This is a genomic window from Pseudomonas sp. GW821-FHT07F05, assembly GCF_059418765.1.
Genome location: NZ_JBWKQL010000010.1, coordinates 74,696 through 88,421 on the forward strand (window position 1 = coordinate 74,696; position 13,726 = coordinate 88,421).

Below are 13,726 nucleotides of genomic sequence, written 5' to 3' on the forward strand. Positions count from 1 at the left end.
TCGATAATTTTAGTAACATAGCCCCCTAAGCATTTGAACGTCTCCGCTCGCAGGAGCACTAACGAATGTACTCACCCACCGCTGCACTAACCCAGAAGGAGTCAATTATGTGGACTAAACCTGCTTACACTGATCTGCGTATCGGCTTTGAAGTCACCATGTACTTCGCAAGCCGTTGATTGTTGCGCGGTGAGAAGCCTCGGTTCGCCGGGGCTTTTTTATTAACGCGATTCTGATTCAGGGCCGGCCTGGCCCGTCGCTACGGGGTTTACATGCACATCCAGATTCTCGGTTCCGCCGCCGGCGGCGGTTTCCCTCAGTGGAACTGCAACTGCGTCAATTGCGCAGGCTTTCGCGACGGCAGCTTGCGGGCGCACGCGCGCACCCAGTCGTCCATCGCGCTGTCGGACGACGGTGTGAACTGGATCTTGTGCAACGCCTCTCCCGACATCCGCGCCCAGCTCCAGGGTTTTGCCCCGATGCAACCCAATCGTGGCCTGCGCGATACCGGGATCAGCGCGATCATTCTGATGGACAGCCAGATCGACCACACCACAGGTTTGCTGAGCCTGCGTGAGGGCTGCCCGCATCAAGTCTGGTGCACGGACATGGTTCATGAGGATCTGAGCACGGGTTTCCCGCTGTTCAACATGCTCACCCACTGGAATGGCGGCTTGACTTGGAATCGCATCGAGCTGGAAGGCAGCTTTGTCATTCCGGCCTGCCCGAACCTGCGCTTCACGCCATTTCCACTGCGTAGCGCGGCACCGCCCTACTCGCCACACCGATTCGACCCGCACCCGGGCGACAACATCGGCTTGATGGTCGAGGACCTGAGCACGGGCGGCAAACTGTTCTACGCGCCGGGCCTGGGCAAAGTCGATGACGCCCTCATGGAGAAGATGAGGGCCGCCGACTGCCTGTTGGTCGACGGCACGATGTGGGATGACGATGAAATGCAGCGCCGTGGCGTCGGCACCCGCACCGGGACAGAGATGGGTCATCTTGCGCAAAACGGCCCCGGCGGCATGCTCGAAGTGCTGGAAAAGCTGCCGCAACAGCGCAAGGTGCTTATCCACATCAACAACACCAACCCTATCCTCGACGAAGACTCGCCCGAGCGCGCCGAACTGGCGCGGCGGAACGTCGAAGTGGCATTCGACGGGATGAGCATCGAGCTTTAAGAATGCTGAATAACCGACTGTAGGGTGAGTTTGCTCATGAAGGTGTCAGGTCAGCCAGCCGATGAGGCACAGGTAGATCGCCTTCGTGAGCAGCTCACGCCCACGGGATCTGCGGAAATTCTTGACGAGAACTGCCGACATGAACGATGCAACGCCGCTGTCCCCCGCTGAATTCGAACAGGCCCTGCGCGCCAAGGGCGCGTATTACCACATCTATCACCCTTTCCATGTGGGGATGTACGAAGGGCGCGCGACCCGCGGGCAGATTCAGGGCTGGGTCGCCAACCGGTTCTACTATCAGGTGAATATCCCGCTGAAGGACGCTGCGATCCTGGCCAACTGCCCGGACCGGGAAATCCGCCGCGAGTGGATACAGCGCTTGCTGGATCATGACGGCGCCCCCGGTGAAGACGGTGGCATTGAAGCCTGGCTGCGTCTGGGTCAGGCCGTGGGACTGGACCCTGACCAGTTGCGCTCGCAGGAACTCGTCCTGCCCGGCGTACGATTTGCCGTCGACGCCTACGTGAACTTCGCCCGCCGCGCCAACTGGCAGGAAGCAGCGAGCAGTTCGCTGACCGAGCTGTTTGCGCCGCAGATCCATCAGTCGCGCCTGGACAGCTGGCCGCAGCACTACCCGTGGATCGACCCGACCGGCTACGAATACTTCCGCACCCGCCTGGGTCAGGCCCGCCGCGACGTCGAGCATGGTCTGGCGATCACGCTGCAGCACTACACCACGCGGGAAGGCCAGCAGCGCATGCTGGAAATTCTGCAGTTCAAACTCGACATTTTGTGGAGCATGCTCGATGCCATGAGCATGGCGTATGAGCTGAACCGCCCGCCCTATCACAGCGTGACCGACCAACGCGTCTGGCACAAAGGAATCGCCCTATGAGCTTCAATCGCGAACAGGTGCCCAGCTGGCGCCGCGGTTATCGTTTCCAGTTCGAGCCGGCGCAAAACGGTTACGTGCTGCTCTACCCCGAGGGCATGATCAAGCTCAATGAAAGCGCGAGCGCGATCGGTGGCCTGATTGACGGTCAGCGCAGCGTCGACGCCATCATTGCGTTGCTCGACGAAAAATTCCCCGGCGTCCCCGAACTCGGCACCGACGTCGAGCAATTCATGGAGGTCGCCCGTGCAGAGCTCTGGATCGAATTTGCCTGACTCAGTGAATACTCAGTCCGATGTCTACATTCCGCCCACGCCCCCGGTCGGGCTGCCATTGTGGCTGCTCGCCGAGCTGACCTATCGCTGCCCGTTGCAATGCCCGTATTGCTCCAACCCGCTGGATTTTGCCAAGCAGGGCGAAGAGTTGAGCACCGAGCAGTGGTTCAAAGTCATGGCTGAAGCCCGGCAAATGGGCGCAGCCCAGATCGGCTTCTCGGGCGGCGAGCCGCTGGTGCGTCAGGACCTGGCCGAGCTGATCGCCGAAGCGCGGCGGCTGGGCTTCTACACCAACCTGATCACCTCCGGCATCGGCCTGACCGAGCAGAAGATCATCGACTTCAAGGAAGCCGGGCTGGACCACATCCAGATCAGCTTCCAGGCCAGCGACGAGCAAGTGAACAACATGCTCGCCGGCTCGAAGAAAGCCTTTGCGCAGAAGCTGGAAATGGCCCGCGCCGTGAAAAAGCATGGCTATCCGATGGTCCTCAACTTCGTGACCCACCGGCATAACATCGACAAGATCGACAAGATCATCGAGCTTTGTGTGGCGCTGGAAGCTGACTTCGTGGAGCTGGCGACCTGTCAGTTCTACGGCTGGGCGCACCTGAATCGTGTGGGCTTGCTGCCGACCAAAGATCAACTTGTGCGCGCCGAACGCATCACCAACGAATACCGGGTCAAGCTCGCCGCGGAAAACCACCCGGTGAAGCTGATCTTCGTCACCCCCGATTACTACGAAGAGCGCCCAAAAGCGTGCATGAACGGCTGGGGCAATCTGTTCCTGACCGTGACGCCGGATGGCACTGCCCTGCCGTGCCATGGCGCACGGCAGATGCCGATCCAGTTTCCCAACGTGCGCGATCACACCATGCAGCACATCTGGTACGAGTCGTTCGGCTTCAATCGCTTTCGCGGTTACGAGTGGATGCCAGAGCCTTGCCGCTCCTGCGACGAGAAGGAAAAGGACTTCGGCGGCTGCCGTTGTCAGGCATTCATGCTCACCGGCGATGCGAGCAACACGGACCCGGTGTGCAGCAAGTCGCCGCAGCATCACTTGATCACCCAGGCCCGTGATGAAGCCGAGTATGCTAGCCAGACCATCGAGCAACTGGCCTTCCGCAATGAACGAAACTCACGCCTCATCGCCAAGTCCTGACCTTCTTTCTGCCGCCCAGGCTGTGGCGGCAGGCACCGATTTCGCCGAACTCAGCGTCAGCCCTGCGGGGCTTTTCTGGAGTGAATTCCGCCCGCAGGATGCCGCGACGCGCATCTGGCGCTGGCACGACGGCGCGACTGCTTGCCTGACCCCCGAGGGTTTCAGCGTGCGCAGCCGGGTGTATGAATACGGCGGCGGTTCGTTCTGCCTGACTGACGATGCCGTGGTGTTCGTCAACGAAGCGGACCAGCAGATTTACCTCCAGCCCTTCGATTCCCAAACGCCTCAACCCCTGACCCAAGGCGACAAGCTCTTCGGAGATGTCCGCTATGCGCGTGGGCAGATTCTGGCGGTTGAGGAGGATAAGGATACTCATCGGTTGGTCGGATTCGACGTCTCCGACGGCCGCCGCCACGTACTGGCCGAAGGTGCCGACTTTTATGCGTCGCCCTCCGTCAGCCCGGATGGCAATCGTCTGGTGTGGATCGAGTGGTGGCGGCCCCATCAGCCCTGGACGTCCTCGCGACTGATGAGCGTCGAACGCCAGCCCGACTTCTCATGGGGCAGGCCGCACTGCCTCGCGGGCGGGTTGGGGCTGGAATCCCTGCAGCAACCCCGCTTTGATGAAACTGGCCGCTTGTATTGCCTGACCGACCGCGCCGGCTTCTGGCAGCCGTGGGTTGAGACGCTGGATGGTTTTGAAGCACTTCCTGCCGCCCCTGCCGACCACGCGTCGGCGCCGTGGCAACTGGGCGCGTCAACTTGGGCGCCGCTTGGCGACGGTGCGTACCTCGCCGCCTGGTTCGAAGACGGCAAAGGCCTGCTCGGCGTGCGCTCGGCGCAGGGTTCAGTTGACGATTTCAGCGGCGATTACAGCCGTTTCAGAAGCCTCGCGGTGGACTCGGACTATGTCTATTGCATCGCCGCGTCCCCCGTCAGCCCTTCTGCTGTCATTGTCATCAGTCGTGCTGACAAGCGCGTTCAGGTGCTGGCCGGCGGCATGAGCCCGCTCCCCATTGAGCGCATCAGCCAGCCGCAAACCCTGCGTTATCCGAGCGGCTCCAGCGAAGCGCACGGGTATTTCTATCCGGCCATGAATGGCGACGACAAGCCGCCGCTGGTGGTGTTTATCCACGGCGGCCCGACCTCCGCGTGCTACCCCGCACTGGACCCGCGCATTCAGTTCTGGACGCAGCGGGGCTTCGCCGTCGCCGACCTCAACTATCGCGGCAGCACCGGTTACGGCCGCGCCTATCGCCAGGCACTGTTTCTGGAATGGGGCGTTGTCGATGTCGAAGACGCCTGCGCAGTGGTTGAATACCTGGGCAATCAGGGCCTGATCGATCCGGAAAACGCATTCATTCGCGGGGGCAGTGCAGGTGGCTATACGACGCTGTGCGCACTGGCGTTCAAGGATGTGTTCCGCGCAGGGGCAAGCCTGTATGGGGTGAGCGATCCGCTGGCACTGGCGGAGGCCACGCACAAGTTCGAAGCGGATTACCTGGACTGGCTGATCGGCGACCCCGATGTCGACATGGGGCGCTACCGGAAACGCACGCCGCTGCTGCATGCCAATCAGATCAAAGTCCCGGTGATCTTCTTCCAGGGCGAACTCGACGCCGTGGTCGTCCCCGCCCAGACCCGCGACATGCTCAATGCGTTACTGGAAAACGGCATACCGGCGGAGGGGCACTTCTACCCCGACGAACGCCACGGCTTCCGCAAAGCCGCCAACCTGGCCCATGCACTGGAAACCGAATGGGCGTTTTACCGGAAGGTGATTGATGGGTGAGGTGTCAGACGTTTTGCGCGTCAGCCACTGACGCACCTGGCCAACGCGATCATGTGGGAGTGAGCTTGCTCACGAAGAAGGCATTTCAACCGCTGGAATTTTAACGGTTGTACCGGCCCCTTCGCGAGCAAGCTCGCTCCCACAGGTTGTGCGTAAACTGTCAAACCCGCGACATCGCCATGTGTAACGCGCGAATCCGTGATTGGCTCATCCATAAACGTGCAGCGCCACGGCACCGATCAATACCAGCCCCACCCCGCAGACCTGAATGGCGCTGAGCCGCTCTTTAAAGAACAGGAAGCCAAGCACGGCGGCGATACCCCCTGACAGGGTACTGATGACGGTGACCACGGAAATCGATCCCACCATCGCGCCATACGAGAACGCAGAAAACCCACCCAGGTTGAGCAGGCTTGCCGCCACAAGGGTTACCCCGGCGCGTGCAGGCGGCAACTTCAGGGCGTCTTTCATCCGCAAAATCATCGGCGACAAAACGGCGAGCCCGACCAGATACCCCAGCCAGAGCATCGTGACCGGGCCCAGTGCTGGCAACGCGTAACGGCCCTGCATCCAGAAGCTCGATCCGTACAGCAAGGCGGCGCCCAGTGCGTAGACAATCGCTTGCTGGTTGTGCTTTTTCGCCGTGGAATCGTTACCTGACGTGATGCTCGACAGAACGACTCCCAGCATGCACAACGCGATCAACAACAGCTGCGTCATCGAGATGTGCTCGCCGCTCGCCCACGAGAGCAGCGTGGTGAAGACGCCGTACGACGTCACCAGTGGAGCCACAATCGAAGCTTTGCCGAGCGAGAACGCTTTGGATAACGCCAGCGCACCACTGACCGTGAAAACCGAAGCGAGTACACCCAGAAGCCACGTGTGCCAAGGCGCAGAGAATGATTGGGAGATGAAAGCCGGGAAGCACAGCAACAGAATGCACATGATCAGAAAGCCAAGCGCCTGACCGAAGTAAACCGCTCGCTTGACCCCAACGGCACGGGCATTGAGCCCTACCAGAAAATCTGTGCCGCCCCAGAACAGAGCGGCGAGTAATCCCAAAACAACGTCCATCCCTGACCTTCCTGATCATAAAGTCCGACGTCGGACTCTATGTCAGCTGACCTGAGACAGGAAGCGCGGTGTTTAGCGGATTGGGTTACTTGCGACTGACAATGATGTAGATCGCGTGGATGATCCCCGGGATGTAGCCCAACAGGGTCAGCAGGATGTTCAGCCAGAATGCGCCGGCGAAGCCGACTTGCAGGAACACGCCCAGGGGTGGCAGCAGGATGGCGATGATGATGCGAATGATGTCCATGGGTGAAGCTCCTGATTAATGGCCCAATGGGGGCCGCACAGCTAATCGACCTTGGGCCGTAACAGGGGTTCCGCAGCGCAATCATCAAGCCACTACCTTCTCGCGCAGGCGCGCCAACCGAAGCAGTCGAAGACGTAGGACTTTTCCAGGACGCAGAAAAAAGAAAACCCCGCCTAAGCGAGGTTTTCCAGACTGTTTCCCATGACTTCCATTTCTTCCCGCCGTCCTGGCAGGCAATCCCTTACGTGTCCCTGTTATCTGTTGCGCGTCCTGCGCTACGTCCATGTGAGTAGATTAAACTTGGATCCACTGGAGCGATAGAGCCGAATGCCACCACGTCATGTAAGCAAATGCTTACACGATTTTCGTGGTGTCAGAACTGTGACGCCTCCAATAGGTACAGCGACTCACTGCCAGCCCTCACTGATGCTGAGAGGGACTGAATTCGAGGGAGCAGACGCGCGAAGTAGAAACGCGCAGTGCCCAGCTTACTGGCGTAGAAATCTTCCTGAGTTTCCTTGCCCCACGCCGCTTTTGCCATCATCGCCCACATGTAGGCGTACGCCGTGTATCCGAATGCATGCAGATACTCGACGGAAGCGGCACCGATTTCATTCGGGTTGCTACGCGCCCGGTCCAGCACCCAGTCGGTCAATTCGTCCAGCGTGGTCAAGGCAGAGGCCAACGGCTTGGTGAACTCGGCCTGCGAGCTGTCAGACGACGCAATGAATTCACGGACTTCGTCAGAGAACAGCTTGTAGTACGCCCCGCCACTGGCGACAACCTTACGACCCATCAGGTCCAGTGCCTGAATGCCGTTGGTGCCTTCGTAGATCTGGGTAATGCGCACGTCACGCACCAGTTGTTCCTGGCCCCATTCGCGAATGTAGCCATGACCGCCGAACACCTGCTGACCGTGCACGGTGGTGTCCAGGCCCATGTCGGTGAGAAAGGCCTTGGCAACAGGCGTCAGCAGTGCAACCAATGCATCGGCGCGCTGACGCACGTCGGCGTTTTCGCTGTACTTGGCGGTGTCCAGTTGCATGGCCACGTACGTCGAGAACGCGCGACCGCCTTCGTTCAGCGCCTTCATGGTCAACAGCATGCGGCGCACATCGGGGTGAACGATGATCGGGTCGGCAATGGTTTCTTTGGACTGCGCGCCTGTCGGAGCCCGGCTCTGCAGACGGTCGCGGGCGTACTCGATCGCGTTCTGATACGAACGCTCGCCGGACGCCAGGCCCTGAATGCCAACGCCCAGGCGCTCGTAATTCATCATGGTGAACATCGCCGCGAGGCCTTTATTCGGCTCCCCGATCAGGTAGCCCTTGGCCTGATCAAAATTCAGCACGCAGGTGGCCGATGCCTGAATGCCCATTTTGTGCTCAATGGACCCGCAGAACACCGTGTTGCGCTCACCCAGGCTGCCGTCGTCGTTGACCATGATTTTCGGCACCAGGAACAGCGAAATGCCTTTCGGCCCTGCCGGTGCGTCGGGCAGTTTGGCCAGCACCAGATGGATGATGTTCTCGGTGAGGTCGTGTTCGCCGCCGGTGATGAAGATTTTAGTACCGCTGACCTTGTAGGACCCATCGGTCTGCGGCTCCGCTTTCGTGCGGATAATCCCGAGATCCGTGCCGGCGTGGGCTTCGGTCAGGCACATCGAACCGGCCCATATGCCGGCGTACATGTTCGGCAGGTATTTGGTTTTCAGCGCTTCGCTGGCGTGGTTATTGATCGAGACGCAGGCGCCGGACGTCAACATCGGGTACAGCCCGAACGCCAGGCTGGCGGAGTTGACCATCTCTTCGACTTGAGCAGAGACCGCCTTGGGCATGCCCATGCCGCCGAATTCCGGATTGCCGCCGACGCCGACCCATCCCCCTTCCGCATACGTTTTGTACGCTTGAACGAAACCTGCAGGTGTGGTGACAACGGTGTCTTTCCAGTGGCAGCCTTCCTCATCGGCCGCGCGGCTCAGCGGTGCGACGGATCTGCCAGTGACTTTGCCCGCCTCTTCGAGAATCGCCTCGACGGTCTCGGCGTCCACGGTTTCAGACAGTTCGGGAAGCGTGGCCCAAAGTCGGGAGACTTCGAACACTTCATTGAGGACGAAGCGCATATCGCGCAAGGGCGCTTTGTAGTCAGCCATGGCAAACCTCGTTTCAGCGGCAAAGAACTCGGGGGAGGAGCGGCACAGCACTGAGATTGCGGCGCCGATGTGTCAGTGGAACGAGTGTACCTGAACACCATTTGCGACACATAGGGTCAACGCGTGACTATTAACAAGGATCCGGTCACGATCGAGCGACAGTCGAGTTCTTACCGCACATGGCTGCGTATGCGTTCGTTGAGTGATGAAAAGCAGTAGGTTTTAGCCGGCCGCGGCCATGCGAACAGCGCCGCGCTTGCTGGTTTGCGCATGGCTGATGACGCAGTTACGGCCAGCGCCTTTGGCGGCATACAGCGCCTGATCGGCGGATTTGAGGACTTCTTCCGGATTGCGGTGCTCGGGCAGACGCTCGGCCACGCCGATGCTGACGGTCACCGAAACTGTTGATGCCTGGGAACCCGCCCGACGCTGGCGCCCCTGTAAGTCATCGTTTGGACGATTGTCCTGATTGCGCAGGTGAATCTGATAGCTGGCGATGGTTTCACGAATGACTTCAAGGTGCGGCATGCACTCTTCCAGGGTTTTGCCGGCAAACACGATGGCGAACTCTTCACCGCCATATCGATAGGCGCGCCCGCCGCCGTTGGTGATCTTCGACAATTTGCTCGCCACCAGACGCAGCACCTGATCGCCGACATCATGACCGTGTGTGTCGTTGAATTTCTTGAAGTGATCGACGTCGCTCATCGCCAGCACGTAATTGCGGCCCAGTCGCTGCATCCGCTCATTGAGTGCGCGTCGGCCTGGCAGCCCGGTCAGTTCGTCGCGGAACGCCATTTGATAGGCCTCGTGCGCGACCGCTGCGGCAATCATCAACATCACCTGGCTGCACATGATGTTCAGGGTGAACGGCAGGATGAAGGTTTTCGGCAACGCCCAGAACATTCCGAGCAACCCCACCAGTTGAGCGGCATGCAGGGGGCGCGGCTTATAGAGGTACTGGGTGATCAACACGGCGAACGCGATGAAAAACGTCACGTAGGACAACTGGATGAGGCTCATCCAGTCTCCGTGCAGCGCCGGCCAGCGGATGTCGGCGAGCCAGGCGAGCAGCACGGCGGGGAAGCTCTGTTCGAGTCCCAGCGCGACGCTGCCGACGGCGACCAGTACCGCCAGCCGAGCGACAAGGTCTTGAAACAGATGGGTCCGCTCTTCCCACGCGGCAAACAGGCCGAACATGACCGGGAGCAACAGGCAGCACAGATGAAACACCACGGCGGCGTCCTCTCGGACTTTTCCGTTATCGCGGTAATAGTCGGTCTGTGTGTCGAGCAGGAAATAGGCGATGTACACCGTGATCATCAGGAACAGTTCACGCTGCCGCTTGTAAACCCCGCAATACGCGCCGCCCAGCAAGAGCACCAGGGTGGGCAGCACGTTGAAGAGTGAGGTGAAGAAGACGTTGAGGTCTTTCACGTACGCGGCCGCCAGTCCGGCAATCAGCAAGGCCAGAGAGGGTAAAAAATGACTGAGCCGTGCGGCAGAGGGGCGCAGCAAAAGGACTATCTCCTCACCGAAAGATGCGAGCGCTGATTAAATGGCATTGTGCCTGTATCGGCCGCGTCATGCATAGGATGAGGAAGAATGTGCATGGCCTTGGGGCAAAGATCGGCAGGCACAAAAAAGCCGCTTGTCCCTGAGGACAAGCGGCTGGAGGGAAACGCTCGCGGTGACTTAGTAAGCCAGGCCGAAGTGTTCTTCGTTCATGTCCATCAGGTTGCTCGCGCCCGACAGCATGGTTGCCACGTGAGTGCGGGTGCGCGGCAGGATACGCTGGAAGTAGAAGCGCGCTGTCTGCAGCTTGGCGGTGTAGAAGGCTTCTTCGCTGGTGCCGGCCGCCAGTTTTTCGGCTGCCACACGAGCCATGTCAGCCCAGAAAAACGCCAGGCAGGCATAACCGGAGAACATCAGGTAATCCACCGAAGCGGCACCGACTTCTTCACGGTCTTTCATCGCGGCCATGCCGACCTTCATGGTCAGTTCGCCCCATTCTTTGTTCAGCGCAGCGAGCGGCGCCACGAACTCGCTGATCGCTTCGTTGCCTTCCTGGGACTGGCAGAACTTGTGGACGATCTTGGTGAAGCCCTTGAGCGCCTCGCCCTGAGTCATCAGCACTTTACGACCCAGCAGGTCGAGCGCCTGAATACCGGTGGTGCCTTCGTACAGCATGGCAATACGGGCGTCGCGAACGTTCTGCTCCATGCCCCACTCGGCGATGAAGCCGTGGCCGCCATAGATCTGCACGCCGTGGTTGGCGGCTTCGAAACCGACTTCGGTCATGAACGCCTTGGCGATCGGTGTCATGAATGCCAGCAGGCCGTCAGCTTGCTTCTTGGCTTCGGCGTCGTCGCTGTACTTGGCGATGTCGACCTGCTTGGCGGTGAAGTACACCATCGCACGAGTCCCCTCGGCGAAGGCCTTCATGGTCAGCAGCATGCGACGCACGTCAGGGTGAACGATGATCGGGTCAGCGGCTTTTTCCGGCGCTTTCGGGCCAGTCAGCGAACGCATCTGCAGACGCTCACGGGCGTATTTCAGGCCGCCCTGGAAACCGATCTCGGCGTGGGCGAGGCCTTGCAGCGCAGTGCCCAGACGTGCGGTGTTCATGAAGGTGAACATGCAGTTCAGGCCCTTGTTCGGCGGGCCGATCAGGAAACCCGTGGCGCCGTCGAAGTTCATCACGCAGGTGGCATTGCCGTGAATGCCCATCTTGTGTTCCAGCGAACCGCAGGTCACAGCATTGCGCTCGCCGACGCTGCCGTCAGCAGCCGGCACGAATTTCGGCACGATGAACAGGGAAATGCCCTTGGTGCCAGCTGGTGCGTCGGGCAGGCGGGCCAGCACGATGTGGACGATGTTATCGGCCATGTCGTGTTCGCCAGCAGAAATGAAGATCTTGGTGCCGGACACTTTGTACGAGCCGTCAGCCTGAGGCTCGGCCTTGGTGCGCAGCATGCCCAGGTCAGTGCCGCAATGAGGTTCGGTCAGGCACATGGTGCCGGTCCACTCGCCCGAGACCAGTTTGGTCAGGTAAGCGTCCTGCTGCTCAGGGGTACCGTGCTCGGAGATGGTGTTCATCGCACCATGGGAAAGGCCCGGGTACATGCCCCATGACCAGTTGGCTTCGCCGACCATTTCACTGACCGCCAGACCCAACGACTCGGGCAGACCCTGGCCACCATGGGCGACGTCGTGGGCCAGGCTCGGCCAGCCGCCTTCGACGAACTGTTTGTAGGCTTCCTTGAAACCGGTCGGCGTTTTTACGCCGGACTCGCTCCAGGTGCAGCCTTCGGTGTCACCGACACGGTTCAGCGGGGCCAGGACCTGCTCACAAAACTTGGCGCCTTCCTCGAGAATGGCGTCAACCATGTCAGGCGTGGCGTCCTGGCATGCTGGCAGACTCTGATAGTGCGCTTCGTAGCCGAGCAGCTCGTCACGGACGAAGCGAATATCACGCAAGGGGGCCTTGTAGTCAGGCATAGCGATAAACCTCTGCTGGTGAATCCTGGAATTGGATGACCGTGTGGTCACTGTGGGGCATTGCCCCGGCGCCGGCGTTTGGGATCACGCGGCGATCAAACAGGTGTTTGAAACATACGTTTACGCCTATACCTTGTCAAGGGACGCCCTGCACCTTTCATCACCTCCCGGTGTGCGAGATGCAGGCGCGCGCGTACGCCGCCATGCGGTTCAGACCGGTGCGTTGAGTCTAGAGAGCGTGAGGGAAATACAGGCCACAGCGCTCGGAGGATGGGCGCGTGAATGAGGCATTATTCAGGAAAGGGGGAGCGAACAGCGACGTGCGCCGCAGCGCACGAAGAGAGGGGATCAGGCGAAGGTATCGATCAGCGTGCCGAGTGCTTCATCGCTGGCTTTTTCAACTTTGACGCCAGCCTGGACTTGAATCCGGCCTTGGGTCAGTTCAACCACATTGGTAGCCATGTCGGAGCGTTGCGGGCGATCAACGGAGCGCAGACGCTCAAGCTGGAAATCCGAAGACTGACTGCGTCCGGACACTTCGGTCGCAGGGCTGGCCAACTGCGTTGCAGCCTGATCGACACGGCTCTGCCCGACCTGCATTGCACTAAGCCCGGGGTACAGCGTGTTGTTCAGTGAGATTTGCATGAGCACGGTCCTCTGTTCGGAGCGAACACAGCGATTAAAGCAGCAATGCGCCCGGATTACTCGGCGACGCGACTAGTGGCATTGCGCCTTGTGACGCACCTCACACTCGGCGACGCCCTGACCGTTAATCCAGCAACTCCAGATGCAGATGCTCGGCGATCATTTCCGCGGTTGCCTTCTTCATGAAAGGCACGCGCCCCAGGCACGGCGCCGGCAAACGCTCAGCCAAGGTGGCGAGGTTCTCTTCAAGCCGAGAGGTTTTGGGATCGATGATATTCGCCACCCAGCCCGCCAGTTGCAGACCGTCGTTGGCGATGGCTTCGGCTGACAGCAACGCATGGCTGATGCAGCCCAGGCGCACGCCCACCACCAGAATCACCGGCAGTTTGAGCGCGATGGCCAGGTCAGACAGATTGGCCTGATCGGCCAGTGGAACGCGCCAGCCGCCAGCCCCTTCGATCAGGGTGAAATCAGCCTGCTTATCGAGGATATGCCGCATAGGGCCGAGCAAGGACTGCACGGTCAGCGCGACTCCCGCTTCCCGCGCGGCCAGATGGGGCGCGATGGCAGGCTCGAAGGCCACCGGGTTGACCTCGTTGTAGGTCAGCTGGATCGAACATTCGGCACGCAAGGCGACGGCGTCCGAGTTGCGCAACCCCTTGGGTTTGACGTCGCAGCCGGAGGCGACCGGCTTGCCCGCCGCCGTGCTCAACCCTGACTGCCGCGCCGCGTAGAGAAGCCCCGTGGCGATGGTGGTCTTGCCGACGTCGGTATCGGTTCCCGTGATGAAATACGCAGCGCTCAT

At 60.4% G+C, this 13,726-nt stretch carries 13 protein-coding genes; 6 read left to right on the top strand and 7 right to left on the bottom strand.

The window, feature by feature from the left end; genetic code table 11:
- The first annotated feature begins 107 nt into the window (after positions 1-107).
- The 6 genes from pqqA (at position 108) to AC07RO_RS19685 (ending at position 5,302) form a co-directional block, all read left to right on the top strand.
- A complete protein-coding gene (pqqA, locus tag AC07RO_RS19660) occupies positions 108-179 on the top strand; it encodes a pyrroloquinoline quinone precursor peptide PqqA (RefSeq protein WP_008365141.1) in 72 nt (23 codons plus the stop codon).
- A gap of 93 nt (positions 180-272) precedes the next feature.
- The gene (pqqB, locus tag AC07RO_RS19665; protein ID WP_495086855.1) at positions 273-1,184 is read left to right on the top strand and encodes a pyrroloquinoline quinone biosynthesis protein PqqB; all 912 of its coding nucleotides are present in this window, start codon (positions 273-275) and stop codon (positions 1,182-1,184) included.
- Positions 1,185-1,323: 139 nt separating this feature from the next.
- The gene (pqqC, locus tag AC07RO_RS19670; RefSeq protein WP_495086856.1) at positions 1,324-2,079 is read left to right on the top strand and encodes a pyrroloquinoline-quinone synthase PqqC; all 756 of its coding nucleotides are present in this window, start codon (positions 1,324-1,326) and stop codon (positions 2,077-2,079) included.
- Complete coding sequence (gene pqqD / locus AC07RO_RS19675; protein WP_463584490.1) at positions 2,076-2,351, top strand: pyrroloquinoline quinone biosynthesis peptide chaperone PqqD; 276 nt, start codon at positions 2,076-2,078, stop codon at positions 2,349-2,351. The genes pqqC and pqqD overlap by 4 nt, the downstream gene beginning before the upstream one ends.
- Positions 2,323-3,510: a pyrroloquinoline quinone biosynthesis protein PqqE gene (gene pqqE, locus AC07RO_RS19680; protein WP_495086857.1), complete on the top strand. Its 1,188-nt coding sequence runs from the start codon at positions 2,323-2,325 to the stop codon at positions 3,508-3,510. Before pqqD ends, pqqE begins: the two co-directional genes overlap by 29 nt.
- Positions 3,476-5,302, top strand: coding sequence for a S9 family peptidase (locus tag AC07RO_RS19685; RefSeq protein WP_495086858.1), 1,827 nt, complete (start codon positions 3,476-3,478; stop codon positions 5,300-5,302). The genes pqqE and AC07RO_RS19685 overlap by 35 nt, the downstream gene beginning before the upstream one ends.
- A 207-nt stretch (positions 5,303-5,509) precedes the next feature.
- Here AC07RO_RS19685 and AC07RO_RS19690 read toward each other — a convergent pair whose 3' ends face one another.
- The 7 genes from AC07RO_RS19690 to bioD all read right to left on the bottom strand — a co-directional run bounded on the left by AC07RO_RS19690 (position 5,510) and on the right by bioD (position 13,726).
- Positions 5,510-6,376, bottom strand: coding sequence for a DMT family transporter (locus tag AC07RO_RS19690; RefSeq protein ID WP_495086859.1), 867 nt, complete (start codon positions 6,374-6,376; stop codon positions 5,510-5,512).
- An 85-nt stretch (positions 6,377-6,461) separates the two neighbouring features.
- The gene (locus tag AC07RO_RS19695; RefSeq protein WP_037019089.1) at positions 6,462-6,623 is read right to left on the bottom strand and encodes a YqaE/Pmp3 family membrane protein; all 162 of its coding nucleotides are present in this window, start codon (positions 6,621-6,623) and stop codon (positions 6,462-6,464) included.
- A 373-nt stretch (positions 6,624-6,996) separates the two neighbouring features.
- Positions 6,997-8,775, bottom strand: coding sequence for an acyl-CoA dehydrogenase C-terminal domain-containing protein (locus tag AC07RO_RS19700; RefSeq protein ID WP_495086860.1), 1,779 nt, complete (start codon positions 8,773-8,775; stop codon positions 6,997-6,999).
- A 222-nt stretch (positions 8,776-8,997) separates the two neighbouring features.
- Positions 8,998-10,293, bottom strand: a complete 1,296-nt coding sequence (locus AC07RO_RS19705) for a GGDEF domain-containing protein (protein WP_282368271.1) — start codon at positions 10,291-10,293, stop codon at positions 8,998-9,000.
- 177 nt (positions 10,294-10,470) lie between these two features.
- Positions 10,471-12,276: a phenylacyl-CoA dehydrogenase gene (locus AC07RO_RS19710; protein WP_495086861.1), complete on the bottom strand. Its 1,806-nt coding sequence runs from the start codon at positions 12,274-12,276 to the stop codon at positions 10,471-10,473.
- Between the two features lie 348 nt (positions 12,277-12,624).
- The gene (locus AC07RO_RS19715) at positions 12,625-12,921 is read right to left on the bottom strand and encodes a pyrroloquinoline quinone biosynthesis protein PqqE (RefSeq protein WP_192173135.1); all 297 of its coding nucleotides are present in this window, start codon (positions 12,919-12,921) and stop codon (positions 12,625-12,627) included.
- A 124-nt stretch (positions 12,922-13,045) separates the two neighbouring features.
- Complete coding sequence (bioD, locus tag AC07RO_RS19720; RefSeq protein WP_346630982.1) at positions 13,046-13,726, bottom strand: dethiobiotin synthase; 681 nt, start codon at positions 13,724-13,726, stop codon at positions 13,046-13,048.

Excerpts from the sequence above, each read along its gene's own strand:
- pqqB (WP_495086855.1), top strand. The coding sequence starts at position 273 with ATGCACATCCAGATTCTCGGTTCCGCCGCCGGCGGCGGTTTCCCTCAG.
- AC07RO_RS19695 (WP_037019089.1), bottom strand. The coding sequence starts at position 6,623 with ATGGACATCATTCGCATCATCATCGCCATCCTGCTGCCACCCCTGGGC.
- AC07RO_RS19690 (WP_495086859.1), bottom strand. The coding sequence starts at position 6,376 with ATGGACGTTGTTTTGGGATTACTCGCCGCTCTGTTCTGGGGCGGCACA.
- AC07RO_RS19700 (WP_495086860.1), bottom strand. The coding sequence starts at position 8,775 with ATGGCTGACTACAAAGCGCCCTTGCGCGATATGCGCTTCGTCCTCAAT.
- AC07RO_RS19685 (WP_495086858.1), top strand. The coding sequence starts at position 3,476 with ATGAACGAAACTCACGCCTCATCGCCAAGTCCTGACCTTCTTTCTGCC.
- AC07RO_RS19710 (WP_495086861.1), bottom strand. The coding sequence starts at position 12,276 with ATGCCTGACTACAAGGCCCCCTTGCGTGATATTCGCTTCGTCCGTGAC.
- AC07RO_RS19715 (WP_192173135.1), bottom strand. The coding sequence starts at position 12,921 with ATGCAAATCTCACTGAACAACACGCTGTACCCCGGGCTTAGTGCAATG.
- pqqD (WP_463584490.1), top strand. The coding sequence starts at position 2,076 with ATGAGCTTCAATCGCGAACAGGTGCCCAGCTGGCGCCGCGGTTATCGT.
- bioD (WP_346630982.1), bottom strand. The coding sequence starts at position 13,726 with ATGAGCGCTGCGTATTTCATCACGGGAACCGATACCGACGTCGGCAAG.
- pqqC (WP_495086856.1), top strand. The coding sequence starts at position 1,324 with ATGAACGATGCAACGCCGCTGTCCCCCGCTGAATTCGAACAGGCCCTG.